Raw genomic sequence first — 26,591 nt, 5'->3', positions numbered from 1 at the left:
ATGTTCAGGATGCAAAAAGTGCCGCGGATAGAATCGCTTGCTGCACCGCAGCACCCGCTCCGGTCGCCTCATTCAACGATGATTTCCCCCACTGCCAAAGAAATCTTCATCCAGGGCATCACCAAGGATGGCCGGACATTCCGCCCCAGCGATTGGGCCGAGCGTCTGGCCGGCGTGATGTGCTCTTTTCGCCCCGGCGGCGCCTATCCGGGCAGCCACCTGAGCTACTCGCCCTGGTGCATTCCGACGACCATCAACGGCGTGAAGTGCGTGATCGTGAACCGCGAGCTGCGCGATGCCGAGCCGATGGCCTGGGATTTCTGCGTGAACTTCGCGAGAGACAACGACCTGCAGGTGGCCGAGGCCTGTCTGGTGCCCGACACGCCCATCCCCCCCAAGAAGGCCTGAGCGGCCTTTTTTCTTGCCCGTCGCCCTGGGGCGCAAATCGAACGGGCATGAAAAAACCGCCCGAAGGCGGTTTTTCACTTTGCTGCAGCGCACCCCGATCAAACGGCGGACTGGAGGATTCCGGTCCGGGCTTGCCTGACAGGTGTCAGGCGGCGGCCTTTTCAGGCGCGAGGGCGAGGGCCTTGACCTTGGCCGACAGGCGGCTCTTGTCGCGGGCTGCCTTGTTCTTGTGGAAGATGCCCTTGTCGGCGACGGTGTCGACGATGCTCTGGGCCTTCGCGAACAGTTCGCTTGCCTTGGTCTTGTCGCCAGCCAGAACAGCCTTTTCGACGTTCTTGACAGCGGTACGGTATTTGGAGCGCAGCGAGGTGTTCGCAGCGTTGAGCTTGGTGTCCTGGCGGACGCGCTTACGGCCGGAGGCGAGGCGCGGGTTCTTCTTCTTGGGCTTGGCGGATGCCATATTTAATGTTCCTTAGGTGTCTGAGGATGATGCAGCAAAGCCCTCCATTATAGGCCGGGTTGGCCCTTTTGCCCAATTCGCGCCCGAATCGGCCCGTTTCGGCACCTTCGCGGGCCCTACACTCGGCCCCCGTGTCCCTGCTCAAATCCGCCTCCACCGTCTCCCTGCTGACTCTCGCTTCGCGGATCACGGGCCTTGTGCGCGACGTGCTGTTTGCCTCGGTTTTCGGCGTCAGCGCGCTGACCGACGCTTTCAACGTCGCATTTCGCATCCCCAACCTGTTCCGGCGGGTCTTCGGCGAAGGCGCCTTCAGCCAGGCCTTCGTGCCGGTGCTGGCCGCGCGCAAGGCCGAAGACGGGGAAGAGGGCGCCCGGCAGCTGATCGACCATGTCGCCACGCTGCTCACTTGGACGCTGCTGGTCGTGTGCGTGGCCGGCGTGGCCGGCGCGCCGCTGCTGGTCTGGGCCATGGCGAGCGGACTGCCCGGCTTCGACCCGGCCGTGATCATGACGCGCTGGATGTTCCCGTACATCGGCTTCATGTCGCTGGTGGCGCTGGCGGGCGGCATTCTCAACACCTGGCGCAAGTTCGCGGTGCCGGCGGCGTCGCCGGTGCTGCTCAACATCGCGCTGATTTTGGCGATCGTGGTCGGGGCGCCGCTGTTTCGCCGCTGGGGCATCGAGCCGATCTATGCGCAGTGCGTGGGCGTGCTGGTGGGCGGTGTGCTGCAGCTGGCCCTGCAGATTCCGGCGCTGCGCAAGCTCGGGCTGATGCCGCGTGTCGGCGCGAGCTTCCGGGCGCTGCGGACCGCATGGACCGACCCTGCCACGCGCAAGGTGCTCAAGCTGATGCTGCCCGCGCTGCTGGGCGTGAGCGTGGCGCAGATCTCGCTGCTCATCAACACGCAGATCGCCTCGCACCTTGCGGTGGGCAGCGTCACCTGGATCACCAACGCCGACCGGCTGATGGAATTCCCCACCGCCATGCTCGGCGTCGCGCTCGGCGTGGTGCTGATGCCGCAGCTGGCCGGCGCCCGCGCCGCCAAGGACGACGCGCGCTATTCGTCGCTGCTCGACTGGGGCCTTCGTCTCGTCGTGCTGCTTTCCGCGCCTTGCGCCATCGCGCTGCTGCTGTTTGCCAAGCCGCTGGTGGCGGTGCTCTTCCACAACGGCGCGTACACCGGCGAGGACGTGGGCCGCACGACCCTGGCGCTGATGGGCTACGGCGTCGGGCTGGTCGGCATCGTGGCCGTGAAGGTGCTCGCGCCCGGGTACTACGCCAAGCACGACACGCGCACGCCGATGCTCATTGCCGTGGGCGTGCTGGTGCTGACGCAGGTGCTCAACATCTTCCTGGTGCCGGTGCTGCAGCACGCGGCGCTGACCCTGACCATCGCCATCGGCGCGCTGGTCAATTCGACCTGGCTGCTTGTCGGCCTGATGCGCCGCGGCAGCTACAAGCCCGAACCGGGTTGGGGCAAGTTCGCGCTGCAGGTGCTGGCGGGTACGCTGGTGCTGGCCGGCCTGCTGTTCTGGGGCTCGGGCCATTTCGACTGGGTCGGCCTGCGCGAGCAGCGCCTGCTGCGCATCGGCCTGCTCGCCGCGCTGATCGCCGGCTCGGCGCTGCTCTATTTCGCCGTGCTGGCGGCCGTCGGCGTGCGGTTGCGCAGCTTCCTGCGCCGCTGAAGCCAGCGCGCAGGGCGTTGGCAATACGCACGTGTTCCGCCTTGACGCTCCCTGAATGCTCCTCTACAAAGACACATGACGTTCAGCTTTCAGGTTCCTACCGCACTGGAGTATTTCGAATCGCTGGTTCGCAGCGACGATCAATTTCCGTTGCTCGAAGCCGCTGCCAGCCTGGCGCAGGACGAATACCCCGATCTCGACGTTCAGCAGGTGCTTGGCGATGTAGACCAGCTCCTGGCCCGCCTGAAGCGCCGCCTGCCGGCCGACGCCGCACCGCTGGCCCGCCTGCGCGCCCTGAACCAGTTCTTCTTCAATGACCTGAGCTTCGGCGGCAACGTCAACGACTACTACGACCCCGACAACAGCTACCTGAACGCCGTGCTGCGCACCCGCCGCGGCATTCCGATCTCGCTGGCCGTGCTGTGGATGGAACTGGCGCAGGGCCTGGGCCTGCAGGCACGCGGCATCGGGTTTCCGGGGCATTTCATGCTCAAGGTGACACTGCCCAAGGGGCAGGTGGTGATCGATCCTTTCACCGGCAAGTCGCTGTCGCGCGAGGAACTCGGCGAGCGGCTCGAACCCTACAAGCGCAGCAATGGCCTGGTCGGCGATTTCGACGTGCCGCTGGGCCTGTACCTGCAGCCCGCAAGCCCGCGCGAAATCATCGCGCGCATGCTGCGCAACCTGAAGGAAGTGCACCACGCGCAGGAAGACTGGCAGCGCGTCATCGCCGTGCAGGACCGCCTGATCGCCCTGCTGCCCAGCGCCTGGGGCGAGTACCGCGACCGCGGCATCGCGCACGCCGAGCAGGGCAACACGGCGCAGGCCGTGCGCGACCTGGAAACCTATCTGGGGAAGGCCGAGGACGCCCTCGACATCGACGCGATCGCCGAGCGCGTCGCCATGTTGCGCCGAATGGCCAGCTGAAATGAACACCAAGGCCGGTGTGAGCCCGGCGCCCGACCTGGGCACCCTGCATGAATTCCACGGCGTGCAGCCGGTGCTGCCGGTGTCGGACGTGTCGCGCGCCGCGCGCTGGTTTCGCGACGTGCTGGGCTTCGAGCTCGACTTCATCGCGGGGGAGCCGCCCAGCTACGCCCGGGTGAAGAAGGGCGACCGCAGCTACGGCGACCCGGTCTACCTGAGGCTGTGGCAATGCAACTCGCGCGAGGCCAAGCCCTGGCGCGGCGAAATCGTGATCCACGTGGGCAAGGACATCGACGGCCTGCACGCCGCCTACGTGAAGCGCGGCGTGACGGTCATCGAGCCGCCGACCTCCCAGCCCTGGGGACTGCGCGAATTCGCGATCCGGGAGCCCGACGGCCACGTGCTGCGCTTCTGCGGCTACCTGCCCTGAAGCCTCAATTTCAGAAACACAAAATTACAAATAGATCGATGCGATCGTGTCGATCCGTCTTCCGCTCGTCCGACGTGTGAACAGGAGCAGGCAAATTTCATTCGTCAGCCGCTCCCAGTCTCATCAACCTTCAGGAGAAACGACATGCGATTCATGATTCTGGTCAAGGCCAACGCCGATTCCGAAGCCGGCGTGATGCCCAGCACCGAAATACTCACCGCCATGGGCAAGTTCAACGAGGAACTGGTCAAGGCCGGCGTGCTGCTGGCGGGCGAAGGCCTGCACCCCAGCTCCAAGGGCGTGCGCGTGCGCTGCGAAGGCCCGACCAAGCGCACCGTCATCGACGGCCCCTTCGCCGAAACCAAGGAGCTGCTGGCTGGTTTCTGGCTGTTCCAGGTCAAGTCAAAGGAAGAAGCCATCGAGTGGATCAAGCGCAGCCCCTTCCAGGAAGGCGAGATCGAGATCCGCCAGGTGTTCGAGGCCGCCGACTTCGGCGATTCGATGACGCCCGAGCTGCTCGCCCAGGAAGACCGCCTGCGCGCCGAGACCGAGGCCCGCGCCAAGGCCGGCAGCTGAAGCAGCCGCAACCGAATCGAACCCAAGGAGATCCACCATGCGATTCATGCTGCTGATGATTCCCCACGGCTACGAAACCGCCGCGCCCGGCACCATCCCCGAAGACGTCGATGCGGTGTCGGCCATGATGGCCTACAACGAATCGATGCAGAAAGCCGGCGTGCTGATCAGCTGCGACGGCCTGCATCCGCCCTCCATGGGCGCGCGCGTGAGCTTCAAGGACAAGAAGCCCAAGATCGTCGACGGCCCCTTCGCCGAGGCCAAGGAAGTGCTCGGCGGCTTCTGGGTCATCGACGTGCCCTCGCGCGCCGCCGCCATCGAATGGGCCGCCCGCTGCCCCGGCTCCGACAACGAAGTCATCGAGGTGCGCCAGATCCAGGAAATCGGCGACTACCCACCCGACGTGCAGGCGCTGACCAGCGAGTTCGCGTCGATGCAGACGGTCAAGAAGACCGAGCCGTAAAGCTGTGATCAGGGAAGAGGGCCGCGCGGACGTCGCCGCCATCCACCGCACCATCGAGGCGGTGTGGCGCATGGAGTCCGCCAAGATCATCGCCACCGTCGCGCGCATGGTGCGCGACGTGGGCCTGGCTGAAGAGCTGGCCCAGGACGCGCTGGTCTCGGCCCTCGAGCAATGGAGCGAATCCGGCGTGCCCGACAACCCCGCGGCCTGGCTCACGGCAGTGGCCAAGCGCCGCGCACTCGACCGCCTGCGCCACCTGCAGCTGGCCGAGCACAAGGCCGGCGAAATCGGCCGCGAGATCGACGCGCAGCACGAAATGGCGCAAGACGATTTCGCCGAGGCGGTCGATGCCGCGCTGGACGACGACATCGGCGACGACTTGCTGCGACTGGTGTTCACCGCCTGCCACCCGGTGCTGTCGACCGAGGCCCGCGTGGCGCTCACGCTGCGGCTGATGGGCGGCCTCACCACCGACGAGATCGCGCGCGCCTTTCTCGTGCCCGAGGCCACCGTGGCGCAGCGCATCGTGCGCGCCAAGCGCACGCTGGCCGAGGCGCGCGTGCCCTTCGAGGTGCCGCGCCGGCACGAGCTCGAAGCCCGGCTCGCCTCGGTGCTCGAAGTGATCTACCTGATCTTCAACGAGGGCTACTCGGCCACTGCCGGCGACGACTGGATGCGCCCCACGCTGTGCGACGAGGCCCTGCGCCTGGGCCGCATCGTGGCCGAGCTGGTGCCGAAGGAGGCGGAGGTGCACGGCCTCGTGGCGCTGATGGAAATCCAGGCCTCGCGCACGGCCGCGCGCATGGGGCCTTCGGGCGAGCCGGTGCTGCTGCTCGAACAGAACCGCGCGCGCTGGGACCAGATGCTGATCCGTCGCGGCCTCGCGGCGCTCGCGCGTGCTGAAGTACTCGGCGGCGCGCTAGGCCCCTATGCGCTGCAGGCCGCCATCGCCGCCTGCCACGGCCGCGCGCGCACCGCCGACGAAACCGACTGGGGCCGCATTGCCGCGCTCTACGACGCGCTGGCCGAGCTCACGCCGTCGCCCATCGTCGAGCTCAACCGGGCGGTCGCGTTGTCGATGGCTTTCGGGCCGGCGACGGGGCTGGAGGTGGTCGATGCGCTCATGGACGAGCCCTCGCTCAAGGGCTACCACCTGCTGCCGACCGTGCGCGGCGATCTGCTCTTCAAGCTCGGCCGCCGCGACGAGGCGCGCAAGGAATTCGACCGCGCCGCGGCGCTCACGCGCAACACGCGCGAGCGGGCCCTGCTGCTCGCGCGTGCGCGGGCCTGCCTCCTCGATGGCCCCGCCGGGTGAGCTGAACGCCGGCTGAAGCTGCGCTGGCCCGCGCGACCGGTGCCGGGAGAAAATGCGCGCCATGCTGCGCACCCCCTCCCTCCGCCTCCTGTGCGTTTCCTGCCTGGCCCTGCTGCCGGCCCTTTCGGCCCAGGCCCAGTTCGACCCCGCCAAGGCGTGGGTCGAGCCGCAGGCCATCGCCGCGCGTTTCCCCGATCCGCCGGTGAGTTACGCCACGCCGGGTTTTCGCGCCGGGCGCACCGACTTTCCCTCGCACGCCGAGGTGCTGGCCTTCTTGAACGACCTCGCGCGCCAGTCGCCGAACGTGCGCGTCGAGCGCCTGGGCCTGTCGCAGCAGGGGCGCGAGATGCCGCTGGTGGTGCTGGCCGAGCAGGGGCGAATCGATCCCGCGCGGCCTACCGTGATGGTGATCGGCCAGCAGCACGGCAACGAGCCGGCCGGTGGCGAAGCCGTGTTGGCATTGGCGCAGCAGTTCGCCAGCGAGCCCGGCGCCGCGCTGCTGAAGAAGGTGAACCTGGTGCTGGTGCCGCGCGGCAACCCGGACGGCGCCGAGCGCTTCACCCGCGTCACCGCCAACGGCATCGACGTGAATCGTGACCACCTGCTGCTGCGCACCCCCGAGGCGCGCATGCTCGCGGCCGCCACCTTGCGCTACCAGCCGCAGGTGGTGCTCGACCTGCACGAGTTCACCGTCGGCGGCCGCTGGATCGAGAAGTTCGGCGCGGTCATGAAGTACGACGGCCTGCTGCAGCCTGCCACCGTGGGCAATCTCGACTCCGCCATCGCCCTGAGCGCGCAGCGCGACTATGTCGACGCCATCCAGGCCGCATTCACGCAGGCCGGACTGCAGGGCTTCAAGTACCACACCACCTCCGGCGGCAAGAGCGAAGACCGCACCGTGTCGATGGGCGGCGTGCAGCCCGACACCGGACGCAACGTGAGCGCGCTGCGCCAGGCCGTGAGCCTGCTGCTCGAAGTGCGCGGCGTGGGGCTCGGGCGTGCGCACTTTGCGCGCCGCGTGCACACGCAGGTACTGGCCGCCACCACCGTCATCGAGACGGCCGCGAAGCAGGGGCCGGCGCTGATGCAGCTCACCGCGCAGGCTGGCCAGCGCGCCAAGGCCGAGGCGTGCCATGGCGATCTGGTGGTCGAGGCCTGGCAGACGCCGATGCGGCAGCGCCTCGAATTCCTCGATGCGAAAACCGGGGAAGACAAGACCGTCGACGTCGAATGGCGCGCCGCCGAGCCGCTCAAGATTGCCAACGCGCGCCCGCGCCCGTGCGGCTATCTGCTCGCGGCCAGCGAGACCACGGCCGTGCAGCGCCTGCAGATGCTGGGCGTGCGCGTGGAGCGCATCGACAGCGCGGCGCCCTGGCAGGTGGAGCGCTACGAGATCCTGTCGCAGACCGACGGCCAGCGGCAGGATGCGCGTGGTGCCATCGAGGACGGCGAGGCGATCCGCGCCTTCCGCGTGCGGCCGCGGGCCGGTCGCGCGGTGGTGCAGCCGGGGAGCTTCTACGTGTCGCTGGCGCAGCCGCTGTCGCCGCTGGTCAGCGCGGCGCTGGAGCCCGACTCGCAGAACAGCTATGCGGCCAACCGGCTGCTGGAGATCGGCGACGACAGGCTGCTGCGCGTGCCCGGGCCGGCGCCCGTCGGCGTCTGGCACTGAGCGTTTTCAGGCCTTGAAAGCCGAGCCCGCCTCCGAAGGCGAGCCCGGCAACCCGAACTGGTGCCACGCGCGGCGTAGCTGTGTGTCCGAGCCGAAGCCCGATTGCTCCGCCGCCCGCGTCACGCTCGCGCCCGAGGCCAGCGCGAGCTGAGCCGCCGCGAGCCGCAGCCGCCGCAGATAGGCCAGCGGCGCCACGCCCGCATGCTCGACGAACAGCCGCGTGAGATGCCGCGCCGAGGTGTGCCCCACCTCGGCCATGCGCGGCACGCTCCAGTCCGCCTGTGGCTGTTCGCTGACCGCGTCCTGCACGCGATGCAGCGCGGCATGCAGGTGGTTGCGGTAGGCGAGAAAGGGCGACAGCTCCGGGTCGTGCGGGCCGCGGCGCAGCGCCACCACCATGGTCTGCGCGACCTGCGCCGCGAGCGCTTCGCCGCACAGCCCGGCGATGCGGTGCAGGACCAGGTCGATGCCGGTCGTCACGCCCGCGCTGCTGTACAGCGGCGGATCGATCACGAACACGCGGTTGCTGACCACGTCGCAGCGCGGCTCCACGGCACGAAGTTCTTCGAGGTGCTGGTGGTGCGTGGTGGCGCGTCGGCCTGCCAGCGCACCGGCATGCGCGGCCAGCACCGCGCCGGCGCAGATCGTCAGCAGCTCCAGCCGGTCGCGTTCGAAGCGCAGGCCGCGCAGCCAGTGCAGCAGGTCTTGCGTCTCGGGGTTGTCGATGGCGATGGTGTCGCCGGGCAGGCCGACCAGCACGATCCAGCCGGGGCCGTCCCACTGCGTCGGCAAGGGCGAAAGCCCGGCCAGCGCGACGCCGACCGAGCCCATCGTCGTCGGCCGGGGGCTCGCGAACTCGATGGCAAAACGCTCGGGCTGGCCCATTGCGCGCAGCCGCTGGTTGGCGATGCGCAGCGCCTCGGCCGGGCCGGCCCAGTCGAGCACGATGCTGCCGGGCAGGAGGACGAAGACTACGCGGATGGGTTGTGGCCGGGGTTGCGGGTCCATGCGTAGTCCATCTGGCGCGCGGTGCGCTCGGCCAGTTCGCGTCCGGCCAGCCGCTCGACGAGGTGCAGGCTCATGTCGATGCCGGCGCTGATGCCCGCGGAACTGACGATGCGGCCGCTGTCGACCCAGCGCAGGCCGTCGCGCACGTCGAGCGAAGGAAAGCGCTCGCGCAGGTCGGCGATGTCTTCCCAGTGGGTGGTGACGGTGTCGTTCGTGATCACGCCGCTTTCGGCCAGCAGGAAGGCGCCGGTGCAGACCGAGGCGACGACCTGCGCACCGGCTGCGCTGTGGGCGATCCATCGCAGGGTGTGGGGGCTGGCCATCGGCGCGTCGATCACGCCGCCGGGAACGATCAGCACGTCGGCCTTCGGGTTGTCGGCCAGCGTGTGGTTGGCCAGCAGCTGCAGACCGGCGCGCGCCTGCACGGGCTGGCCGTGTGCAGCGTGGGCCACCGATGCGACATCGAACGGCGCCGCGGTGCCCGGCTGCATCCGCTGGCTGACCCGGCTCGCGGTGGTGAACACTTCGAAGGGGCCGGCGAAGTCCAGCGCTTCGACGCCGTCGAAGGCGAGGATGAGCACGCGCAAGCTCATGCCGCTCACGCCACGGCCCGTTCGAGTGCCTGCGCCACGGTGCAGACGGTGGCGAAACGGCCCTGCAGCACGGTGGCGGTGCGTGCTTTGATGTCGGCGGCTGAAAGCGGCTGGCCGTTCGGCTGCACCATGTCGAAGGTGAGCGTGGCGTCGGTCACGTAGTCGACCTCCCAGCCCAGGTCCGAGGCGTGGCGGGTTGTGGTTTCGCAGCACTGCTCGGTGCGGATGCCGCTCACGATCAGCCGGCCGATGCCGTTCTGCGTGAGCCAGATGTCCAGCCCGCTGTTGACCAGCGCGCTGTGGCGGTGCTTGGTGAAGGTGGCTGCTGCGGCAAAGTCGGCAAGCCCGCCGATGGGGCGCACGTGGCCCGATTCGACGGCAAACGGGTTGCTCGCATCGGAGGGCTCGTCGGTGTGAAAGACCCGCGCGATCGGCACGCCGGCGGCGGCGCAGCCTTCGATCAGCGCGTTCTGCGCGGCGAAGTAGGGAGTGGCCTGGCTCTCGGACCAGTACGCGCGCTGGCGGAACGATTCCTGGGCGTCGATCACAATCAGACAGGTTTTCATGACGGGGCTCGCAGAGGCAAAGTGAATGATGCCGCTTATTCTTCTGCCTTGCCAGCCCGCAGTCCGCTCGCGGCCGGACCAAAACCGATCAGATCAGGACATTGCTGCCCGACGGTTGCATCAGACCAGCGACGCCGCCTGCAGCTCTTTCTTCAGGTACGCGTAGTACAGCGGCGCCGCCACCAGCCCAGCCGGCCCGAACACCGCCTCGGCCACGAACATCACGGCAAGCAGCTCCCACACGCTCATCTGCGTGCGTGCGCCGACCACCTTGGCGTTGATGACGTACTCGGCCTTGTGGATCACGATCAGGAAGATCAGGCACGCCGCCGCCGTGACCGGCGACACCGACAGCCCCACCAGCGTGATCACCGAGTTGCAGACCAGGTTGCCCACGATCGGCACCAGCCCCGCCAGGAATGTGAGGGTGATGAGCGCCGGCGTGTACGGCAGGTGTGCCCCCCACGTCGGCATGATGAACAGCAGGAAGATGGCCGTGAGCAGCGTGTTGAAGGCCGCGATCCAGAACTGGGCGGCCACGATCTGGCCGAAGGCTTCGCCGAAGGTCCGCACGCGCTGGTGCAACTGGTCGGCCAGCGGCAGGCGGCGCAGCGGCGCGTGCGCCACGGCGGCCAGGCCGCCCACGATCAGGCCCACGTACGAAAAGAGAATGCCGTGCAGCCAGGCGCGCCCAGCCACGGCCAGCGAGCCGGCCTGCGCGCGCAGGTAATTGGCGATCACCCGCTGCACCTCGGCCGCGCCCTCGGGTAGATAGACAGCGATTTCGACCGGCAGCTTGGAGCGCAGCTCCAGCACCGTGCGCGCCGTGTAGTCGAGCAGTTCGCGGTACTGGTCAGGCGCGTCGACGATGTATTCGCGGGCCTGCGACAGCAGCAGCGTGATCAGCGCGATCGGCCCCACCAGCACGAGGATGACGGCCAGCACGCCGGCCCAGCCATCGGCGCGCTGGCCGCCGAGTGCCGGAATGCGCCGCATGCCCGCACTCAGCACCCGTGCGAACCACCGCGTGGCCAGGAAGCCGATGCAAACGCACAGCAGCCCCGGCAGCAGGTGCTCCCACATCACCAGCAGCAAGGCGGCCAGCATCAGCAGGTAGCTTGCGATCATCACGCCGCGCGAGGCGGCCGGGCGGTGGACGGGGGCCGTTGTCACGGCGGGGCTGATGGGTTGTGGCTTCTTGGCCATCCGGGGCGTCGCGTGCTCTGTTCAGGACATTGTGGATGGGCAGCCGGCGCTCAGCCGACGACTACCGCGGCGCCTTCGCCGCGCTCGGCGATCACGCCGATCTCGTGCACCGATTCGCCAGCGGCGCGCAGCGTAGCGGCGCAGGCGGCGGCTTCAGCCGCGTCGATCACGACCACCATGCCGATGCCGTTGTTGAAGGTGCGGTTCATCTCGATGTCGTCGATGCCGGCCACCTTCTGCAGCCAGGCGAACAGCTCGGTCTGCGGCCAGCTGCCCTTCTTCAGGTGGGCGGCGGTGCCTTCTGGCAGCACGCGCGGGATGTTCTCGAGCAGGCCGCCGCCGGTGATATGGGCCAGTGCCTTGATCGGGTGCTTGCCCAGCGCTTCGAGCACGGGCTTCACGTAGAGATGGGTGGGTTCCATCACGGCTTCGCGGAAGGGCTTGCCGTCGAGGGTGGCGGGCAGGTCGGCGCCGGCGCGTTCGATCACCTTGCGCACCAGGCTGAAACCGTTGGAGTGCACGCCGGCCGAGGCCAGGCCCAGCACCACGTCGCCGGGCTTGACGTTCTGGCCCGTGAGGATCTTCGACTTTTCGACGGCGCCGACCGCAAAGCCCGCCAGGTCGTACTCGCCGGCCGGGTACATGCCGGGCATTTCGGCGGTTTCGCCGCCAATGAGAGCGCAACCCGAGAGTTCGCAGCCGCGGGCGATGCCGCCGACCACGGCAGCGGCCGTGTCCACGTCCAGCTTGCCGCAGGCGAAGTAGTCGAGGAAGAAGAGGGGCTCGGCGCCCTGCACCAGCACGTCGTTGACGCTCATTGCCACCAGGTCGATGCCGACCGTGTCGTGCATGTTCCATTCGAAGGCCAGCTTGAGCTTGGTGCCCACGCCGTCGGTGCCGCTCACCAGCACCGGCTCCTTGTAGCGCTTGGGCACCTCGAACAGGGCGCCGAAGCCGCCGATGCCGGCCAGCACTCCTTCGCGCATGGTCTTCTTGGCCAGGGGCTTGATGCGGTCGACCAGCGCGTCGCCGGCATCGATGTCGACACCGGCATCCTTGTAGCTGAGAGGAGTGGGCGTAGGGGAAGTCATGGGTGGTCGAGGTCGGGAAGGACGCGAAGAGTAGGAGCGGAAGGCGGCGCCGGTAACCATGGTGGCCGGGCCGATAGAATTCCTCACGATTTTAAGGGCCCTCGCGGCCCCCTCCATGAACCTTCCCGGGATGAAACAGCTCGCGCTCGATATCGGCATTGCGACGGGCCCCAGCTTTGACGCCTTTTTTGCCGGCCCCAACGAGGCGGCGCTGCGGCACCTGCAAGTGTGGGTGGGCGGCGCCGGCAGCCCCGCGCTGCACTCGCCGGTGCCCACCTATCTTTGGGGCGAAGGCGGCAGCGGCAAGAGCCATCTGCTCGAATCGGTGCGTGTCGCACTGCGCGAGCAGGGCGCCAGCGTGGGCTGGCTGCACGCCGGCCTGCTGGAGCCGCCCGAGTTCGACGAGCGCTGGGGCGCCGTCCTGCTCGACGACGTGCACCTCTACACCGCCGTGCAGCAGCACGCGGCCTTCAACTGGTTCGTCAACGCCCAGACCCTGCAGCGCGGCGTGGTCGCCGCTGGCGCCTTGCCGCCGGCCGACCTGCCGCTGCGCGAAGACCTGCGCACCCGCCTCGGCTGGGGCCACGTGTTCCACTTGCAGGTGCTGAGCGAAAGCGAACGCCGCGCGGTGCTGCGCCAGGCCGCCGATGCGCGCGGCGTGATGCTGTCCGACGACGTGCTCGACTACATGCTGCACCGATTCAGCCGCGACCTCGGCAGCCTGATGGAGCTGCTCACGCAGCTCGACGGCTATGCCCTGCAGACGCAACGCGCGATCACCATTCCGCTGATCCGCTCCATGCTCGAGAACGAATAAAAGAGCGAACTAGGCTTTCAACCAACAATGATCAAGAAATTCATCGACAAGCTGCTCGGCAAGACCGCCGGCGGCACGCAGGGCAAGAGCCGCTTCGGCAAGCGCCAGGAGGTGCCGGCAGAGGTTCACAAGATCGATCCGGCCCTGGTCGACGAACGCGCGAAGAACGTGGTCACGACGCTGCAGCAGGCCGGCTACGAGGCCTACGTGGTGGGTGGCGCGGTGCGCGACCTGCTGCTGGGGCTGCGCCCCAAGGACTTCGACGTGGCCACCAACGCCACGCCCGAGCAGGTCAAGTCGCTGTTTCGCCGCGCCTTCATCATCGGGCGGCGCTTTCGCATCGTGCATGTGGTGTACGGCCGCGGCCGCGAACACGAGGTGATCGAGGTCTCGACCTTCCGTGCCTACATGGACAACGCCGCGGCCGAGCAGGTGGCGGGCAACGAGCGCACCAGCAAGGGCGAGCTTGCCAGCATGAAGCACGCCGTGGACGCCAGCGGCCGGGTGCTGCGCGACAACGTCTGGGGCCCGCAGGAAGAAGACGCGGCGCGCCGCGACTTCACCGTCAACGCCATGTACTACGACCCGGCCAACCAGGTCGTGGTCGACTATCACAACGGCATCAAGGACGCCCAGAAGCTCACGCTGCGCATGATCGGAGACCCGGCCACGCGCTACCGCGAAGACCCGGTGCGCATCATTCGCGCCATCCGCTTCTCGGCCAAGCTCGCGGCCCTGGGCTTCAAGATGGAAGCCAAGACGGCGGCCCCGCTGATCGAGTCGAGCAAGCTGCTGGCTGACGTGCCGCAAAGCCGCCTGTTCGATGAAATGCTCAAGCTGCTGCAGACCGGCCACGCGATTGCGACCGTCGAGCAACTGAACAAGCTCGGCCTTGCCCGCGGCATCTATCCGTTGCTCGACGTGGTGGTGGAGCGCGCCGACCAGCCCTTCGTGAAGGCCGCCCTGCAGGACACCGACCGCCGCGTGGGCGAAGGCAAGCCCGTGGCGCCCAGCTTCCTGCTGGCATGCGTGCTGTGGGCCGACGTGCGCGACGGCTGGGCCCAGCGCCAGGAAGGCCGCCACGGCCAGCGCCCGCAACCGCCATTTCCGGCGCTGCAGGACGCCATCGACGACGTGTTCAACGCCCGCATCGGGGATGTCTCGGGCCGCGGCAAGCTGGCCGCCGACATGCGCGAGATCTGGATGATGCAGCCGCGCTTCGACAAGCGCACCGGCTCCACGCCCTACAGCCTGGTCGAGCAGGCGCGCTTCCGCGCCGCCTTCGACTTCATGCGCCTGCGCGCCGACGTGGGCGAGGTGAGCGAGGCGATTGCCGAGTGGTGGCAGGAATTCAGCACCGCCGACGACGTGCGCCGCCAGGACCTGCTGGAGCAGGTGCGCGAGGAGCAGAAGGTGCGTCAGCGCGTGCGGGTGCGCGAAACCCCGGCGCCGAAGCCGCGCGGCGGTGAACCGGCTGCGCGTAAGAGCCAGGCCCCCGATTCGGAGCAGGACGACGAAGTCGAAGAGGTTGAAGTAGAAGCCGGCGCCGTGCCGCCCGATGGCGAGGCGGTACCGCGCAAGCGCCGGCGTCGCCGCAAGCCCCGCACCGGAGGTGGTGGCGGTGCTGGTGGTGGGGGCGGCGGGAGCGCCGGAGGCGCATGAGCACGCCCAACCGGCCGAAGGACGGCAAGCCAGGCCCCAAGGCCAAGGCTGCACCGCCGCGCGCGGGTGGTGGTGCCAAGCCACCGTCTGCAGGCGCCAAGAGCGGACCGCCCGCGCGCCGCGCGCCCACCCGTGCTCCTTCGCGCAGCCCGCGCGGCCCGCGGGAGGACTACCCCACGGCACAGGCCTTCATCGCCATCGGCGCCAACCTGGGCGATGCCGAGGCAGCCGTGAAGGCCGCCATGGCCGACATCGGCGCGCTTCAGCGAACCGTGGTGACGGCCCGCTCGTCGCTCTATCGCAGTGAGCCGGTGGATGCCGAAGGCCCCGATTTCATCAACGCCGTGGTGGCGGTGCGCACCGGCCTGGATGCCGAGCAACTGCTCGTGGCGTTGCAGCGCCTGGAGGCGCTGGCCGGCCGCGAAAGGCCGTTTCCCAACGCGCCGCGCACGCTCGATCTCGATTTGCTGATGCACGGCAACTCGGTGATCGACACGCCGACGCTGACCTTGCCGCACCCCCGCATGCGCGAGCGCGCCTTCGTGCTGAAGCCGCTCGCCGAAATCGCGCCTGACAAGGTGCCGCGCGCGGCGCTGGCACGCGTTACGGGCCAGGTGGTCAAGCGCATCGTCTGAAGGCCGTGCTGCTCTACGTCCTCGATCTCGCCGGCGTGGCGGTCTTCGCGGTCAGTGGGGCGCTGGGGGCCGGCCATGCGGGCCTCGACTGGCTGGGCGTGGTGGTGATCGCTTCGGTCACCGCGGTGGGCGGCGGCACGCTGCGCGACCTGCTGCTCGACCGCCATCCGGTGTTCTGGATCCGCGACACCCGGTATGTCTACGTGATCCTCGCGGCTGCGGCGCTCACCATCGTCTGGGTGCACCTGTTGCCAGTGCCGGAGCATGCGCTGGCCGTTGCCGACGCCCTGGGGCTCGGCCTGTTCGCCATCACCGGTGCGCAGGTGGCCGAGGAGCGGCGCCTGCCGGCCGTCGTCGTGCTGCTGGTCGGCACCATGACTGGTGCGGCCGGCGGGCTGCTGCGCGATGTGTTCACCGCCCGCGTTCCGCTGCTGCTGAGCAGCGGCATCTACGGCTCGGCCGCCATCGCGGGCATCGCGGCCTACCTTCTGCTGCAGGCGGCTGGAACGCCGCGGCGCTGGGCCTTTCACGCCGGCGTGCTGCTGATCGTGGCGCTCCGCCTGGGCGGAATCTACGGCGGCTGGCACCTGCCGGTGCTGCGCTTGCCAGCCTGAATTGAGGGGGTTCCGGCGGCCCCGAAAAGCCGGCCGGGCCGGGCAGGGGTCGCGCGCCCGTTAAACTTCGCCGGTTTTTCATCAAGGCGTCATGAAACTGTGATTGGCGCTCCCCTGGAGTTTTCATGTTCGGCAAGCTGCTGCCCCGCGAGGGCAATTTCTTCGAGATGTTCAACCAGCACGCCGAGCGCATCGTGGAGGCGGCGAGGGCCTTCGAGCAGCTCGTTGCCAACTACAGCGACGTGCACCTGCGCGAGCAGTACAACCGCGACGTCGACAACGCCGAGCGCGCCGCCGACCGCGTGACGCACGACGTCAACCGGCTGATCCACAAGACCTTCATCACGCCCATCGACCGCGAGCAGATCCACAAGCTCATCAACACGATGGACGACGTGGCCGACCTGATCCAGGACTCGGCCGAGACCATGGCGCTGTACGACGTGCGCCACATGACCGACGAGATCGTTCGCCTCACGGCACTGAGCGTGAAGTGCTGCGACCGCCTGAAGGACGCCGTCAAGTTCCTCGGCAAGATCGCCGACCCGGCCGTGGCCGAGGCCACGCTGAAGACCTGCGAGGAAATCGACCGCCTCGAATCGGATGCCGACCGCGTGATGCGCAGTGCCATGAGCAAGCTGTTCCGCGAGGAGCCCGACGTGCGCGAGGTGATCAAGCTGAAGGCGATCTACGAGCTGCTCGAGACGATCACCGACAAGTGCGAGGACGTGGCCAACGTGATCGAGGGCATCGTCCTCGAGAATTCCTGAGCGGGCAGCGCTGATGGCAACGGTTCAGGTCGCCCTCTGGGTGGTGATAGTGCTGGTCGCGCTGGCGATCCTGTTCGACTTCATGAACGGATTCCACGACGCCGCCAATTCGATTGCGACGGTGGTGTCCACCGGGGTTCTCAAGCCGGGGCAGGCCGTGGTGTTCGCGGCCTTCTTCAACCTGATCGCGATCTTCATCTTCCATTTGAGCGTGGCCGCCACCGTGGGCAAGGGCATCGCCCAGCCGGGGGTGGTCGACGTGCACGTGGTGTTCGGTGCGCTCGTCGGCGCCATCAGCTGGAACCTCGTGACCTGGTACTACGGCATTCCGAGCAGCTCGTCGCACGCGCTGATCGGTGGCATCGTGGGCGCGGTGATCTCCAAGACCGGTACCAGTGGCCTGGTGGCCTCGGGCATCTGGAAGACGGTGGCCTTCATCTTCGTGTCGCCGCTGCTGGGCTTCCTGCTCGGTTCGATGATGATGGTCGTGGTGGCCTGGGGCTTCCGGCGCGCCACGCCGTCGCGCGTGGACCGCTGGTTCCGGCGACTGCAGTTGGTTTCGGCCGGCGCCTACAGCCTGGGCCATGGCGGCAACGATGCGCAGAAGACCATCGGCATCATCTGGATGCTGCTGATCGCCACCGGCTATGCCAATGCCGGCGACGCGAGCCCGCCGACCTGGACCATCGTGAGCTGCTACGCCGCGATCGCGCTGGGCACGATGTTCGGCGGCTGGCGCATCGTGAAGACGATGGGCCAGAAGATCACCAAGCTCAAGCCCGTGGGCGGCTTCTGCGCCGAGACGGGCGGGGCGCTGACGCTGTTCCTGGCGACGGCGCTGGGCATTCCGGTGTCGACCACACACACCATCACGGGCGCCATCGTCGGTGTCGGCTCGACGCAGCGCGCGAGCGCGGTGCGATGGGGCGTGGCGGGGAACATCGTATGGGCGTGGATCTTCACGATCCCGGCCTCGGCGTTCGTGGCGGCGATTGCCTACTGGATCAGCATCCAGCTGTTCTGACGGCTACTGCGAGATCTTCCGGCCCTCTTCGACCTGGTGCTCGAAGTAGCGCTGGAAGCTGAACACGATGCTGGCCATCAGGATCGTGCTGCCGAAGAAGAGCGAGAGCACGACGGCACCGATGGTGAACCAGTTCGTGCGGCCGGGTTCCGCGTCGGCCGGCGCGCTGGCGTTGAAGCGGGCATTCCACTTCTCGGGCGTCATGAGGCCATAGATGATGGCCATCAACGCGCAGCCTGCGATGGTGAAGCCCAGCAGCGGGATCAGCGCCCAGCTAACGCCGTCGTCCACGCCGTACATGCGCACGCGCTCGATGCCGTAGATGCCCAGCGCCGTGGGAATGGGCAGCAGCCAGCCGAGCAAGTCGCCCATGCCGCGCAGGTAGAAGCGGTGCAGGCCGAGCGGGCCGCCGAGGAAGGAGAGCCAGGCGGCAACAGTCTTGTTTTTCATTCGGGTTTGGTGGTGCTGCCTTCGCCGAGCACTTTTTCCATCAATACGACATCGCGCCATTCGCCGAACTTCCAGCCGCAGTCTTTCAGCACGCCCACGTGCGTGAAGCCCTGGCTGCGGTGCACGCCGACGGAGCCGGCGTTGGCCGAATCGCCGATCACCGCGATCAGCTTGCGCACACCGGCCGCCTCGGCAGCCTGCGACAGCGCTGCCAGCAGCTTGGCGCCCAGACCCTTGCCGCGTGCTGACTCCGACATGTAGATCGAGTCTTCGGCCGAAAAACGGTAGGCCGGGCGCGGCTTGAACCAGTTGCAGTAGGCAAAACCCAACACTTCGCCATTTTCTTCGGCAACCAGATACGGCAGGTTCTTGCCCAGTACGTCGGCCCGGCGGGCGGCCATGTCGGCGGGGGAGGGAGGCTCAGTTTCGAAGGTGCCGGTGCCGTGCAGCACGTGGTGGGCGTAGATGGCGGCGATGGCCTCGACGTCTTCGTCGCGGCTGGGGCGGATGGTGAGGGGCATGCGGTGGAAACGGGTGGCGCAAGGCCGGAATTCGGAGAAAACGCGGGTCGGGCTATAATCGCGGGCTTTTCAGCGTGTCGCTGGCCGGGTGGCCATGTCGCGTGTCTCGACGCTGGAAGAACATTGTGAGCGGGCCTCTTCTTCATCCATAAGGCCTGCTGACCACCCAAGGATAAATCATGGTCGTCATTCGACTCTCCCGCGGCGGCTCCAAAGGCCGTCCGTTCTTCAACATCGTCGTGTCGGACAAGCGCGTTCGCCGCGATGGCCGTTTCATCGAGCGCCTGGGTTTCTACAACCCGACCGCCAAGGAAAACGAAGAAAGCATCCGTATCGCCCAGGACCGCCTGGCCTACTGGAAGAGCGTCGGCGCACAAGCTTCGCCCACCGTTCTGCGCCTGATCCGTCAAGCTGCCTCGGCAGCTCCCAAGGCGGCGGCCTAAGCCGTCCGCACGGCGATGCTGCCCGCACTCGAAACCGCCGAATTGCCGGCGGATGCGATTGAAGTAGGGCGCATCGCCGATGCCTGGGGCATCAAGGGCTGGTTCAAGGTCCTGCCCCACAGCGCCCAGCCCGAGGCGCTTTTTTCTTCCAAGCGCTGGTTCCTGCAGGCTCCCGGAGCCTCGGCAAGCACCGCTTTCCGGCTCGCGATCCGCGAGGCCAAAGAACATTCCGACTGCATCGTCGCCACATCCGAGGACGTGCCCGACCGCAATGCGGCCGAGGCGCTGCGCGGTGCGCGCGTGTTCGTGCCGCGCTCGAGCTTTCCTACGGCCGGCGACGACGAGTACTACTGGGTCGACCTGATCGGCCTGTCGGTGGTCAACCGCGAAGGCGTGGTGCTCGGCACCGTGCGCGAGCTGCTCGCAACCGGCCCGCAGACCACGCTGGTGCTCACCGCCGAAGAAGACGGCAAGGCCATCGAGCGCATGGTGCCCTTCGTCTCGGTCTTCGTCGACAAGGTCGACCTGCCCGGCCGTCTCATCACGGTCGACTGGCAACCCGATTTCTGATCCGGACCTTGCGCGCATGCGCTTCGACGTCCTCACGCTCTTTCCTGAACTGTTCGCTCCTTTCATGGCCAGCGGCGTGACGCGCCGTGCCTACGAGTCGAAGCAGGTCGAAGTCGTCTTCTGGAATCCGCGTGATTTTGCGCAGGGCAATTACAAGCGCGTGGACGATCGCCCCTTTGGCGGCGGTCCAGGCATGGTGATGATGGCGGAGCCGTTGGCGGCCTGCCTTGATGCGGCGCTGGCTGCACGCGGAGCACAGGCGCCCGTCGTGTTGTTTTCTCCGATCGGGGAGGCGCTGCGCCATGAGGCGGTCGAGAAGTGGTCGGCCAGCGAAGGCGCGGTGCTGATCTGTGGCCGCTACGAAGGCATCGACCAGCGCTTCATCGACGCGCGCGTCACTCACCAGATCAGCCTCGGCGATTTTGTTCTCTCCGGCGGCGAGATTGCAGCCATGGCGCTACTCGACGCCGTGGCCCGGCTGCAGCCGGGTGTGCTCGGCGACGAGGCCAGCCACGTGCAGGACAGCTTCAACCCCGCGCTCGACGGCCTGCTCGACTGCCCGCACTACACGCGGCCCGAGCAATGGAACGGGCAGGGCGTGCCGGCGCCGCTGCTCTCGGGCCACCATGCGCAGATCGAGCGCTGGCGGCGTGACCAGCGGTTGGCCATTACGGCCGCACGGCGCCCCGACCTGATCGACGCCGCCCGCGCGGCGGGTCGTCTTGGCAAGGCTGATGAGGCCGCGCTGAAAAAAAAGCTATAATCCTCGGTTCCCCGATCCTCTGCCCGGCCGCGCCCGGTCTTTTCCCGGTCATCCCGTGAAAGCCAAAGGCGCCTTTTGTGTAGCCCGACACGATCGACTTTCAGGAAATCATGAACCTCATCCAGACCCTCGAGCAGGAAGAAATCTCCCGTCTCGGCAAGACCATCCCCGATTTCATGCCCGGTGACACGGTCATCGTCAGCGTGAACGTTGTCGAAGGCACCCGCAAGCGCGTGCAGGCCTACGAAGGCGTTGTGATCGCCAAGCGCAACCGTGGCCTCAACAGCGGCTTCACCGTGCGCAAGATCTCCAGTGGCGAAGGCGTGGAGCGTACGTTCCAGACCTACAGCCCGCTGATCGCCGCTATCGAAGTCAAGCGCCGTGGCGATGTGCGCCGCGCCAAGCTGTACTACCTGCGCGACCGTAGTGGCCGTTCGGCACGCATCAAGGAAAAGCTGCCGAGCAAGTCGACTGCTGCAGCGGCTGCCAAGTAAGCAGTCCGCCTGCCGTGCAAGAAAAGCCGCCGCTCTGGCGGCTTTTTGCATTCTTGTCCCCGCTCAGCGACAACCTTCCTTTTTTCCGCTCTACTTCTTTCTTTCCTCCGCCTCAGGTACGTTTCATCTCTTGACCAACTCATCCATTCCTCTGCAGGCCGCATCCGTCGAACCCGTCAACGCCGTGGCGCCGCCCACGCTGCTGCAGTTCGACCCGCGCAAAGTGCCGTTTGTGGCCGGAGGAGTCGAGGGATTGCCGGCGGTGTCGGCCGTGCAGCTGACGGCACAGGCATTGCGGACGCGCTTCGCGACACCGCCTGCCTGGACGCCGGAGCTGCGGCGTGATCCGCGGATGACCGACCGTGTCCCCGCGCAGGCGGCGGTGCTGGTGCCGATCGTGCAACGCCCGCAGGGCGCGACCGTGCTGCTGACCGAGCGGACCTCGAATCTGTCGACGCATTCGGGGCAGGTTGCGTTTCCCGGTGGCCGCGTCGACCCGGAGGACGCCAACATCGCGGCTGCCGCTTTGCGCGAGGCCTGGGAGGAGGTCGGCCTCTCGGCGCAATACATCGAGGTTCTGGGCAACCTGCCGACCTACACGACGGTGACCTCATTCATCGTGACGCCGGTGGTTGCGCTGGTGCAACCTGACTTCGAGCTCACCATCAATCCTTATGAGGTCGCGCAAGCCTTCGAGGTGCCGCTCGCATGGCTGATGGACCCGGCCAATCACCGCCACCACACCGTGCCCGCACCCGATGGCACCCGGCGCCAGTGGTACTCGATGCCCTACCAGGACGGGCCGGACGAGCGCTTCGTCTGGGGCGCGACCGCGGGCATGCTGCGCAATCTCTATCGTTTCCTCGCGGCCTGACTGAATCCGCGGCTCGAATGAAGATGGCCTGAACCTTCAGGCGCTCTCGCTATCATCGAAGGATGAGCTTTTTTGCCATCCTGTGCGCGCTGCTGATCGAGCAGGTGCGGCCCCTGGGCCCGCACAACCCCGTGTACGGCGCGGTGCTGGCGTGGACACGCTGGACCAGCCGCAACTTCGACGCGGGCAAGCCGCATCACGGATGGATCGCCTGGGGCCTCGCGGTGTTCGTGCCCACGCTCGGCGCGCTGGGCGTGCACTGGCTGCTGGTGCTCACGCTCGGCCTGCCGTTCGCGGTGCTCTGGAGCATTGCGGTGCTCTACGTCACGCTGGGCTTCCGGCAGTTCAGCCATCACTTCACCGACATCCGCGACGCGCTCGACGAAGGCGACGAGCCGCTCGCGCGCTCGCTGCTCGCACATTGGCAGGGCGTTGATGCGGCCAACCTGCCGCGCAGCGAGATCGTGCGCCACGTGATCGAGCATTCGGTGATCGCAGCGCATCGCCATGTGTTCGGCGTGCTCGCGTGGTTCTCGATCATTGCGGCCATCGGTCTTGGGCCGGCGGGCGCGGTGTTCTATCGCATGAGCGAGTTCGTCTCGCGCTACTGGGCGCACAAGAACGGCGCTGCCGTGCAGCCGTCGAGTGTTTCTGTGCAACAGGCCGCGGATCGCGCCTGGCACATGATCGACTGGCTGCCCGCGCGCATCACGGCGCTGGGTTTCGCGGTGGTCGGCAGCTTCGAGGAAGCGATCGATTGCTGGCGCAATGACGCACAGCGTTTTCCCAATGAGAACGACGGTGTGATCCTCGCTGCCACGTCGGGTGCGGTCAACGTGCGCCTGGGCGGCGGTTCGCTGCGCCCGATTCCGGTCACCGACCCGCTGCCGCGCGCCCAGGCCGGCGAATCGCTGGCCGACGGCCGCCGCACCGACACCGGCAGCACGCCGGGGCGCGAGCCCGAGCCCGGCCACCTGCGCAGTGTGGTGGGTCTGGTCTGGCGCTCGGTCGTGATGTGGATGGTGCTGCTGGCCTTGCTCACCCTGGCTCGCCTGCTCGGTTGAGCGAAGCGGCGAACGAACCATGACACATCCAGTGCCGGCCTTCTGGAGCCCGCGCATCGGCGCGCTCGAACCCTACGTGCCTGGTGAGCAGCCGCGCATCGCGAACCTCGTCAAGCTCAACACCAACGAGAACCCGTACCCGCCGTCGCCGGTCGCCATCGAGGCCATCCGGCGTGCGGCCGAGAACGGCCTGGAGCGCTATCCCGACCCCACCTCGCTCGTGCTGCGTGAAGCGGTAGCGCGGCGGCATGGCCTGCGGGTCGACGAAGTGTTCGCGGGCAACGGCTCGGACGAAGTGCTCGCGCACGCCTTCTTCGCGTTCTTCCAGCAGGCCGAGCCGCTGCTGATGCCCGACGTGAGCTACAGCTTCTACAAGGTCTACGCGCAGTTGTACGGCATCGTCTGCGAGCAGCAGCCGGTGGACGAGGGCCTGCGCATCGATGTCGACGCCCTTGCAGCGCGTGCCCGCCAAGGTTGCGCAGGCATCGTCATCGCGAATCCGAACGCGCCGACCGGTATCGGCATGCCGCTGTCGCGCATCGATCAACTGCTCGAAGCCTGCCCCGATCGCGTGGTGCTGGTCGACGAGGCATACGTCGATTTCGGCGGCGAGAGTGCGCTGCCGCTGATCGGCAAGCACCCGAACCTGCTCGTGGTGCAGACCCTCTCCAAGTCGCGTTCGCTGGCTGGCCTGCGGGTCGGCTTTGCCTGCGGCCAGGCGCACCTCATCGACGCGCTGGCGCGCGTCAAGGACAGCTTCAACTCGTACCCGCTCGACCGGCTGGCCTCGGCCGGCGCCGTCGCCGCGCTCGAAGACGAAGACTGGTTTCGCAGCACCCGCGACAAGATCGTCGACACCCGGGAGGGCCTCGGCCTGCAGCTCGAAGACCTGGGCTTCGAGGTGCTGCCGTCGCAGGCCAATTTCGTCTTCGCACGCCATCCGCAGCGCGACGCTGCCGAACTGGCGGCCCTGCTGCGCGAGCGTGCGGTGCTGGTGCGGCATTTCAAACAGCCGCGCATCGCGCAGTACCTGCGCATCAGCATCGGCACGCGCGAGCAATGCAGCACGCTGGTCCAGCGGCTGCAGGACATCCTCACTCCAAACCCCTGAAGGAACCCCTGGCGATGCCGACCCACGACACCGATCCGCGCACAGCGGCCTGCACAGGCTTCTGGCAAGCAGTGAGCGCCCAGCTCGAGAGCCTGCGCGCCTTGCCCGCTCGCGAATTGATGGAAGGGTTGAACGAACTGCTCGAACCCTTCTTTCCGCGGCTGGCGGCCGAAGTGGCTGGCGAGCCGCCTGAGTTCAAGCTGGTGCTGACGGCGCACGGTTCGGTAGACGACTTCGAGGATCTGATGGCGCTGGTGCAAAGCAGCCCCAAGCTGCCGCAGGTCGAGGTGGAAGCCTTTCGTCAGCGTTCGAGCGATGGTTTCGGCATGCGCATGAACGACTTCGAATTGGCAAGCTCCGAAGTCCTTGTGAAGCACGAGCTCTACCGGGGGCGGGTGGCGCTGGAGATCGGCTTCGCCAAGCCCATCCCGATGGACATGCAGGACCATGCGCGCCACATGAGCCTCATCATGCTCGACCATATCCTGGGCGAGTACGACTTCGCGGTGAAGGTCGGGGCGGTCGACTACGTCGAGGCCGACGCGCACGCGGATTTCGATGGCGTGCCGCTCGACGATTTCGTGCCCGTGTTCGACGCCTGCTGGCGCGACGAACTCGGCCACACCGGTGTGTTTCCCCAGGGTGAACACGCCTGGTCGGGCATGAACGCGACGCGCACGGCCGAGGACGACCGCGAGATCGAGGTGATCGTCATGCGCAATGACGCGGCCACGGCCTTGGTGGGGCGCGCCGACCTGTGCCATCGCCTGTCGACGGCAGTGCCGGTCGAATCGGGTGAGGAGCTGGAAGAGGCACGCGTCTACGAAGACCGGCTGACGGCGCGGCTGCAGACGCACGAAGCAGGCTGCTGCACGCACGTGGTACTGGAGGAGGGCGTTCGCACCGTCCACTTCCAGGTGTCCGACCCTGAGGCAGCGATTTTGCATGCGCAATCGCTGCAGGACGACATGGACCTGCCGGTGACGCTCGATCTCGTCTTCGACCCGACCTGGAAGTCCTACCGCATCTGGCTCGGCTGAAGCTGCCTTTCGGTCAGTACCGCTTCTGGCTCAACTCGGCAAACAGCTCGCCATAAATCTTGTAGCGGCTCGCGCTGATGGCGCCTGGTCCGCTGCTTGCTGTTTCCACGTTCGCAATCACGCCGCAGCCCGGCTCGTGCAGATGCGTGCAGTTGTAGAACTTGCAGTCGTTCGCATGCTCGGCGATGTCCGGCATGAGCCCGGCGAGCTGCATTGGCGCGATGTGGTTCAGGCCGAACTCCTGGAAGCCCGGCGAGTCGATCAGGCCGGTGGTGCGGGCTTCATCGATCCAGTACCAGGTGGTGCTCGTGGTGGTGTGCTTGCCCGAATTAAGCGCCTGCGAAATCTCCTGGGTCAGCACGGTCGCGCCCGGCACCAGCAGATTGGTCAGCGTGCTCTTGCCCGATCCGGACGGACCGAGCACCAGCGTGGATTTGCCGGCCAGAAGCTTCATCAGCGAGGCGTAGTCCGCCTCTCCTGACGCCTTCAGCGACAGGGGCAGCACGCCGTGGTGCATGCGGCGGTAGGGTGCCAGCTTGGTCCATGCGCGCTCGAAGGGCTCGACAAGGTCGCTTTTGTTGAGCGCGATGATCGGCGTGATGCGCTCGGCCTCCGCCGCGATCAGCGCGCGGGCCAGCTGATGTTCGGAAAACTCCGGCTCGGCCGCGATCAGGATCAGCACGTGGTCGAGGTTGGCCGCGAACGACTTGGTGCGAATCTCGTCCTGCCGATAGAACAGGTTGCGCCGCGGCAGCACCTGCTCGATGGTGCCTTCGTCCTCGCTGGCCTGCCAGTACACGCGGTCGCCGACCACGGCCTGGCTCTTCTTGCCGCGCGGGTGGCAGATTAGCCGCTCGCCCGTGGGCGTTTCGACGAGGCAATGACGCCCGTGGCTGGCAACGACAAGGCCCTCGTGGAGTGCCTTCGCAGCAGCGGCTGCGGGCGCGGCGCGGCCGGGCTTAGCCAAGGGCTCGTTCCGTCATGCGGCGGGGGGCGCGACCAGCGCGTCGGCCTGGCGGGCGCAGTCGAAGTCGGTGACCGACAGGCCGCCCACGTCGTGCGTGTTGAAGCGCACTACGCAGCGGTTGTAGTGCACCGCCAGGTCGGGGTGGTGGTCTTGCGTGTGCGCCACGAAAGCCAGCGCGTTCACGAAGGCGATGGTCTCGAAGTAGTTGGCGAAGCTGAAGGTTTTTTCGATGGCGACGTTGGCGCCGTCACCGGTGAGCATCCAGCCGTCGAGGCGCGCCAGGCCGGCCACGATCTCGGTGGCGCTCAGCGCCTTGCGGGGAGGGAGGTTCTTCCAGTCCTTGGGCTTGAACATGCTGTTCATGATGGGCTTCTT

General features: G+C 67.5%; 32 protein-coding genes. 22 read left to right on the top strand and 10 right to left on the bottom strand.

The window, feature by feature from the left end; translation table 11 throughout:
- The first annotated feature begins 78 nt into the window (after window positions 1-78).
- Entirely contained in the window at window positions 79-408 is a 330-nt protein-coding gene (locus tag BMW87_RS07190) for a DUF3579 domain-containing protein (protein WP_093049621.1), read from the top strand.
- 145 nt (window positions 409-553) lie between these two features.
- Here BMW87_RS07190 and rpsT read toward each other — a convergent pair whose 3' ends face one another.
- Entirely contained in the window at window positions 554-868 is a 315-nt protein-coding gene (gene rpsT / locus BMW87_RS07185; protein WP_007831346.1) for a 30S ribosomal protein S20, read from the bottom strand.
- A gap of 131 nt (window positions 869-999) precedes the next feature.
- On the opposite strand from rpsT, the gene murJ reads away from it, so the two are divergent.
- The 7 genes from murJ to BMW87_RS07150 all read left to right on the top strand — a co-directional run bounded on the left by murJ (window position 1,000) and on the right by BMW87_RS07150 (window position 7,933).
- The gene (murJ, locus tag BMW87_RS07180) at window positions 1,000-2,553 is read left to right on the top strand and encodes a murein biosynthesis integral membrane protein MurJ (RefSeq protein WP_093049624.1); all 1,554 of its coding nucleotides are present in this window, start codon (window positions 1,000-1,002) and stop codon (window positions 2,551-2,553) included.
- A gap of 75 nt (window positions 2,554-2,628) precedes the next feature.
- On the top strand, window positions 2,629-3,480 hold the full coding sequence (locus tag BMW87_RS07175; RefSeq protein WP_093049627.1) for a SirB1 family protein: 852 nt from the start codon (window positions 2,629-2,631) through the stop codon (window positions 3,478-3,480).
- Between the two features lies 1 nt (window position 3,481).
- Complete coding sequence (locus BMW87_RS07170; RefSeq protein ID WP_093049630.1) at window positions 3,482-3,910, top strand: bleomycin resistance protein; 429 nt, start codon at window positions 3,482-3,484, stop codon at window positions 3,908-3,910.
- Between the two features lie 144 nt (window positions 3,911-4,054).
- Entirely contained in the window at window positions 4,055-4,486 is a 432-nt protein-coding gene (locus BMW87_RS07165) for a YciI family protein (protein WP_093049633.1), read from the top strand.
- A 37-nt stretch (window positions 4,487-4,523) separates the two neighbouring features.
- Window positions 4,524-4,949 carry a YciI family protein gene (locus BMW87_RS07160; protein WP_093049636.1) on the top strand — a complete coding sequence of 142 codons (426 nt, stop codon included), beginning with the start codon at window positions 4,524-4,526 and terminating at the stop codon, window positions 4,947-4,949.
- A 70-nt stretch (window positions 4,950-5,019) separates the two neighbouring features.
- The gene (locus BMW87_RS07155) at window positions 5,020-6,264 is read left to right on the top strand and encodes an RNA polymerase sigma factor (RefSeq protein WP_256216718.1); all 1,245 of its coding nucleotides are present in this window, start codon (window positions 5,020-5,022) and stop codon (window positions 6,262-6,264) included.
- 61 nt (window positions 6,265-6,325) lie between these two features.
- Complete coding sequence (locus tag BMW87_RS07150) at window positions 6,326-7,933, top strand: M14 family metallopeptidase (RefSeq protein WP_177192746.1); 1,608 nt, start codon at window positions 6,326-6,328, stop codon at window positions 7,931-7,933.
- Between the two features lie 6 nt (window positions 7,934-7,939).
- Here BMW87_RS07150 and BMW87_RS07145 read toward each other — a convergent pair whose 3' ends face one another.
- From BMW87_RS07145 to purM, 5 genes are all read right to left on the bottom strand, one after another.
- The gene (locus BMW87_RS07145) at window positions 7,940-8,941 is read right to left on the bottom strand and encodes a GlxA family transcriptional regulator (protein ID WP_093075523.1); all 1,002 of its coding nucleotides are present in this window, start codon (window positions 8,939-8,941) and stop codon (window positions 7,940-7,942) included.
- Window positions 8,905-9,534, bottom strand: coding sequence for a DJ-1/PfpI family protein (locus BMW87_RS07140; RefSeq protein ID WP_093075521.1), 630 nt, complete (start codon window positions 9,532-9,534; stop codon window positions 8,905-8,907). The genes BMW87_RS07145 and BMW87_RS07140 overlap by 37 nt, the downstream gene beginning before the upstream one ends.
- A gap of 5 nt (window positions 9,535-9,539) precedes the next feature.
- A complete protein-coding gene (locus BMW87_RS07135) occupies window positions 9,540-10,100 on the bottom strand; it encodes a cysteine hydrolase family protein (protein WP_093075520.1) in 561 nt (186 codons plus the stop codon).
- Between the two features lie 120 nt (window positions 10,101-10,220).
- Entirely contained in the window at window positions 10,221-11,306 is a 1,086-nt protein-coding gene (locus BMW87_RS07130) for an AI-2E family transporter (RefSeq protein ID WP_176928696.1), read from the bottom strand.
- Window positions 11,307-11,356: 50 nt separating this feature from the next.
- Window positions 11,357-12,397, bottom strand: a complete 1,041-nt coding sequence (purM, locus tag BMW87_RS07125; protein WP_093049650.1) for a phosphoribosylformylglycinamidine cyclo-ligase — start codon at window positions 12,395-12,397, stop codon at window positions 11,357-11,359.
- A 130-nt stretch (window positions 12,398-12,527) separates the two neighbouring features.
- On the opposite strand from purM, the gene hda reads away from it, so the two are divergent.
- The 6 genes from hda to BMW87_RS07095 all read left to right on the top strand — a co-directional run bounded on the left by hda (window position 12,528) and on the right by BMW87_RS07095 (window position 17,919).
- Window positions 12,528-13,214, top strand: coding sequence for a DnaA regulatory inactivator Hda (gene hda / locus BMW87_RS07120; RefSeq protein ID WP_305367572.1), 687 nt, complete (start codon window positions 12,528-12,530; stop codon window positions 13,212-13,214).
- Between the two features lie 27 nt (window positions 13,215-13,241).
- Window positions 13,242-14,876, top strand: a complete 1,635-nt coding sequence (gene pcnB, locus BMW87_RS07115; protein WP_093075518.1) for a polynucleotide adenylyltransferase PcnB — start codon at window positions 13,242-13,244, stop codon at window positions 14,874-14,876.
- Window positions 14,873-15,511 (top strand): 2-amino-4-hydroxy-6-hydroxymethyldihydropteridine diphosphokinase, encoded by a 639-nt coding sequence (gene folK, locus BMW87_RS07110; RefSeq protein WP_093049659.1) that lies wholly within the window; start codon window positions 14,873-14,875, stop codon window positions 15,509-15,511. The genes pcnB and folK overlap by 4 nt, the downstream gene beginning before the upstream one ends.
- Window positions 15,512-15,516: 5 nt before the next feature.
- Window positions 15,517-16,125 (top strand): trimeric intracellular cation channel family protein, encoded by a 609-nt coding sequence (locus BMW87_RS07105; RefSeq protein ID WP_093075517.1) that lies wholly within the window; start codon window positions 15,517-15,519, stop codon window positions 16,123-16,125.
- Between the two features lie 125 nt (window positions 16,126-16,250).
- A complete protein-coding gene (locus BMW87_RS07100) occupies window positions 16,251-16,895 on the top strand; it encodes a DUF47 domain-containing protein (protein WP_012746613.1) in 645 nt (214 codons plus the stop codon).
- Window positions 16,896-16,908: 13 nt separating this feature from the next.
- On the top strand, window positions 16,909-17,919 hold the full coding sequence (locus tag BMW87_RS07095; protein WP_093075515.1) for an inorganic phosphate transporter: 1,011 nt from the start codon (window positions 16,909-16,911) through the stop codon (window positions 17,917-17,919).
- 3 nt (window positions 17,920-17,922) lie between these two features.
- Here BMW87_RS07095 and BMW87_RS07090 read toward each other — a convergent pair whose 3' ends face one another.
- Together BMW87_RS07090 and BMW87_RS07085 are read right to left on the bottom strand one after the other, a co-directional pair.
- Window positions 17,923-18,369, bottom strand: coding sequence for a TM2 domain-containing protein (locus tag BMW87_RS07090; RefSeq protein WP_093049669.1), 447 nt, complete (start codon window positions 18,367-18,369; stop codon window positions 17,923-17,925).
- Window positions 18,366-18,890 carry a GNAT family N-acetyltransferase gene (locus tag BMW87_RS07085; RefSeq protein ID WP_093049672.1) on the bottom strand — a complete coding sequence of 175 codons (525 nt, stop codon included), beginning with the start codon at window positions 18,888-18,890 and terminating at the stop codon, window positions 18,366-18,368. The genes BMW87_RS07090 and BMW87_RS07085 overlap by 4 nt, the downstream gene beginning before the upstream one ends.
- 179 nt (window positions 18,891-19,069) lie before the next feature.
- Here BMW87_RS07085 and rpsP point away from each other — a divergent pair, with 179 nt between their 5' ends.
- The 8 genes from rpsP to BMW87_RS07045 all read left to right on the top strand — a co-directional run bounded on the left by rpsP (window position 19,070) and on the right by BMW87_RS07045 (window position 25,249).
- Entirely contained in the window at window positions 19,070-19,333 is a 264-nt protein-coding gene (gene rpsP / locus BMW87_RS07080) for a 30S ribosomal protein S16 (protein WP_093049676.1), read from the top strand.
- 15 nt (window positions 19,334-19,348) lie between these two features.
- Window positions 19,349-19,903 carry a ribosome maturation factor RimM gene (rimM, locus tag BMW87_RS07075; protein ID WP_093049679.1) on the top strand — a complete coding sequence of 185 codons (555 nt, stop codon included), beginning with the start codon at window positions 19,349-19,351 and terminating at the stop codon, window positions 19,901-19,903.
- A gap of 16 nt (window positions 19,904-19,919) precedes the next feature.
- Window positions 19,920-20,666, top strand: a complete 747-nt coding sequence (trmD, locus tag BMW87_RS07070; RefSeq protein ID WP_093075514.1) for a tRNA (guanosine(37)-N1)-methyltransferase TrmD — start codon at window positions 19,920-19,922, stop codon at window positions 20,664-20,666.
- A 110-nt stretch (window positions 20,667-20,776) separates the two neighbouring features.
- A complete protein-coding gene (rplS, locus tag BMW87_RS07065; RefSeq protein WP_093049685.1) occupies window positions 20,777-21,160 on the top strand; it encodes a 50S ribosomal protein L19 in 384 nt (127 codons plus the stop codon).
- Window positions 21,161-21,290: 130 nt separating this feature from the next.
- Window positions 21,291-22,034, top strand: coding sequence for a CoA pyrophosphatase (locus tag BMW87_RS07060; protein ID WP_093075512.1), 744 nt, complete (start codon window positions 21,291-21,293; stop codon window positions 22,032-22,034).
- A 62-nt stretch (window positions 22,035-22,096) separates the two neighbouring features.
- Window positions 22,097-23,098: a CobD/CbiB family protein gene (locus BMW87_RS07055; protein ID WP_093075510.1), complete on the top strand. Its 1,002-nt coding sequence runs from the start codon at window positions 22,097-22,099 to the stop codon at window positions 23,096-23,098.
- Between the two features lie 19 nt (window positions 23,099-23,117).
- Window positions 23,118-24,209 (top strand): histidinol-phosphate transaminase, encoded by a 1,092-nt coding sequence (gene hisC, locus BMW87_RS07050; RefSeq protein ID WP_093075508.1) that lies wholly within the window; start codon window positions 23,118-23,120, stop codon window positions 24,207-24,209.
- A 14-nt stretch (window positions 24,210-24,223) separates the two neighbouring features.
- Window positions 24,224-25,249 (top strand): hypothetical protein, encoded by a 1,026-nt coding sequence (locus BMW87_RS07045; RefSeq protein ID WP_093075507.1) that lies wholly within the window; start codon window positions 24,224-24,226, stop codon window positions 25,247-25,249.
- A gap of 13 nt (window positions 25,250-25,262) precedes the next feature.
- On the opposite strand, the gene rsgA is transcribed toward BMW87_RS07045, so the two are convergent.
- Together rsgA and BMW87_RS07035 are read right to left on the bottom strand one after the other, a co-directional pair.
- Window positions 25,263-26,216, bottom strand: a complete 954-nt coding sequence (rsgA, locus tag BMW87_RS07040; RefSeq protein WP_093075505.1) for a ribosome small subunit-dependent GTPase A — start codon at window positions 26,214-26,216, stop codon at window positions 25,263-25,265.
- A gap of 12 nt (window positions 26,217-26,228) precedes the next feature.
- On the bottom strand, window positions 26,229-26,579 hold the full coding sequence (locus BMW87_RS07035) for a 4a-hydroxytetrahydrobiopterin dehydratase (RefSeq protein ID WP_093075504.1): 351 nt from the start codon (window positions 26,577-26,579) through the stop codon (window positions 26,229-26,231).
- Window positions 26,580-26,591: the final 12 nt, after the last annotated feature.

The organism is Variovorax sp. OV084 (assembly GCF_900111625.1).
GTDB lineage: Bacteria > Pseudomonadota > Gammaproteobacteria > Burkholderiales > Burkholderiaceae_C > Variovorax.
This window is presented reverse-complemented; position numbering and strand designations above follow the sequence as displayed.

Bases quoted from the DNA above. Each gene is read 5' to 3' on its own strand.
- BMW87_RS07190 (WP_093049621.1), top strand. From the start codon at position 79: ATGATTTCCCCCACTGCCAAAGAAATCTTCATCCAGGGCATCACCAAG.
- rpsT (WP_007831346.1), bottom strand. From the start codon at position 868: ATGGCATCCGCCAAGCCCAAGAAGAAGAACCCGCGCCTCGCCTCCGGC.
- BMW87_RS07175 (WP_093049627.1), top strand. From the start codon at position 2,629: ATGACGTTCAGCTTTCAGGTTCCTACCGCACTGGAGTATTTCGAATCG.
- BMW87_RS07170 (WP_093049630.1), top strand. From the start codon at position 3,482: ATGAACACCAAGGCCGGTGTGAGCCCGGCGCCCGACCTGGGCACCCTG.
- BMW87_RS07165 (WP_093049633.1), top strand. From the start codon at position 4,055: ATGCGATTCATGATTCTGGTCAAGGCCAACGCCGATTCCGAAGCCGGC.
- BMW87_RS07160 (WP_093049636.1), top strand. From the start codon at position 4,524: ATGCGATTCATGCTGCTGATGATTCCCCACGGCTACGAAACCGCCGCG.
- BMW87_RS07155 (WP_256216718.1), top strand. From the start codon at position 5,020: ATGGAGTCCGCCAAGATCATCGCCACCGTCGCGCGCATGGTGCGCGAC.
- BMW87_RS07150 (WP_177192746.1), top strand. From the start codon at position 6,326: ATGCTGCGCACCCCCTCCCTCCGCCTCCTGTGCGTTTCCTGCCTGGCC.
- BMW87_RS07145 (WP_093075523.1), bottom strand. From the start codon at position 8,941: ATGGACCCGCAACCCCGGCCACAACCCATCCGCGTAGTCTTCGTCCTC.
- BMW87_RS07140 (WP_093075521.1), bottom strand. From the start codon at position 9,534: ATGAGCTTGCGCGTGCTCATCCTCGCCTTCGACGGCGTCGAAGCGCTG.
- BMW87_RS07135 (WP_093075520.1), bottom strand. From the start codon at position 10,100: ATGAAAACCTGTCTGATTGTGATCGACGCCCAGGAATCGTTCCGCCAG.
- BMW87_RS07130 (WP_176928696.1), bottom strand. From the start codon at position 11,306: ATGGCCAAGAAGCCACAACCCATCAGCCCCGCCGTGACAACGGCCCCC.
- purM (WP_093049650.1), bottom strand. From the start codon at position 12,397: ATGACTTCCCCTACGCCCACTCCTCTCAGCTACAAGGATGCCGGTGTC.
- hda (WP_305367572.1), top strand. From the start codon at position 12,528: ATGAAACAGCTCGCGCTCGATATCGGCATTGCGACGGGCCCCAGCTTT.
- pcnB (WP_093075518.1), top strand. From the start codon at position 13,242: ATGATCAAGAAATTCATCGACAAGCTGCTCGGCAAGACCGCCGGCGGC.
- folK (WP_093049659.1), top strand. From the start codon at position 14,873: ATGAGCACGCCCAACCGGCCGAAGGACGGCAAGCCAGGCCCCAAGGCC.
- BMW87_RS07100 (WP_012746613.1), top strand. From the start codon at position 16,251: ATGTTCGGCAAGCTGCTGCCCCGCGAGGGCAATTTCTTCGAGATGTTC.
- BMW87_RS07095 (WP_093075515.1), top strand. From the start codon at position 16,909: ATGGCAACGGTTCAGGTCGCCCTCTGGGTGGTGATAGTGCTGGTCGCG.
- BMW87_RS07090 (WP_093049669.1), bottom strand. From the start codon at position 18,369: ATGAAAAACAAGACTGTTGCCGCCTGGCTCTCCTTCCTCGGCGGCCCG.
- BMW87_RS07085 (WP_093049672.1), bottom strand. From the start codon at position 18,890: ATGCCCCTCACCATCCGCCCCAGCCGCGACGAAGACGTCGAGGCCATC.
- rpsP (WP_093049676.1), top strand. From the start codon at position 19,070: ATGGTCGTCATTCGACTCTCCCGCGGCGGCTCCAAAGGCCGTCCGTTC.
- rimM (WP_093049679.1), top strand. From the start codon at position 19,349: ATGCTGCCCGCACTCGAAACCGCCGAATTGCCGGCGGATGCGATTGAA.
- trmD (WP_093075514.1), top strand. From the start codon at position 19,920: ATGCGCTTCGACGTCCTCACGCTCTTTCCTGAACTGTTCGCTCCTTTC.
- rplS (WP_093049685.1), top strand. From the start codon at position 20,777: ATGAACCTCATCCAGACCCTCGAGCAGGAAGAAATCTCCCGTCTCGGC.
- BMW87_RS07055 (WP_093075510.1), top strand. From the start codon at position 22,097: ATGAGCTTTTTTGCCATCCTGTGCGCGCTGCTGATCGAGCAGGTGCGG.
- hisC (WP_093075508.1), top strand. From the start codon at position 23,118: ATGACACATCCAGTGCCGGCCTTCTGGAGCCCGCGCATCGGCGCGCTC.
- BMW87_RS07045 (WP_093075507.1), top strand. From the start codon at position 24,224: ATGCCGACCCACGACACCGATCCGCGCACAGCGGCCTGCACAGGCTTC.
- BMW87_RS07035 (WP_093075504.1), bottom strand. From the start codon at position 26,579: ATGAACAGCATGTTCAAGCCCAAGGACTGGAAGAACCTCCCTCCCCGC.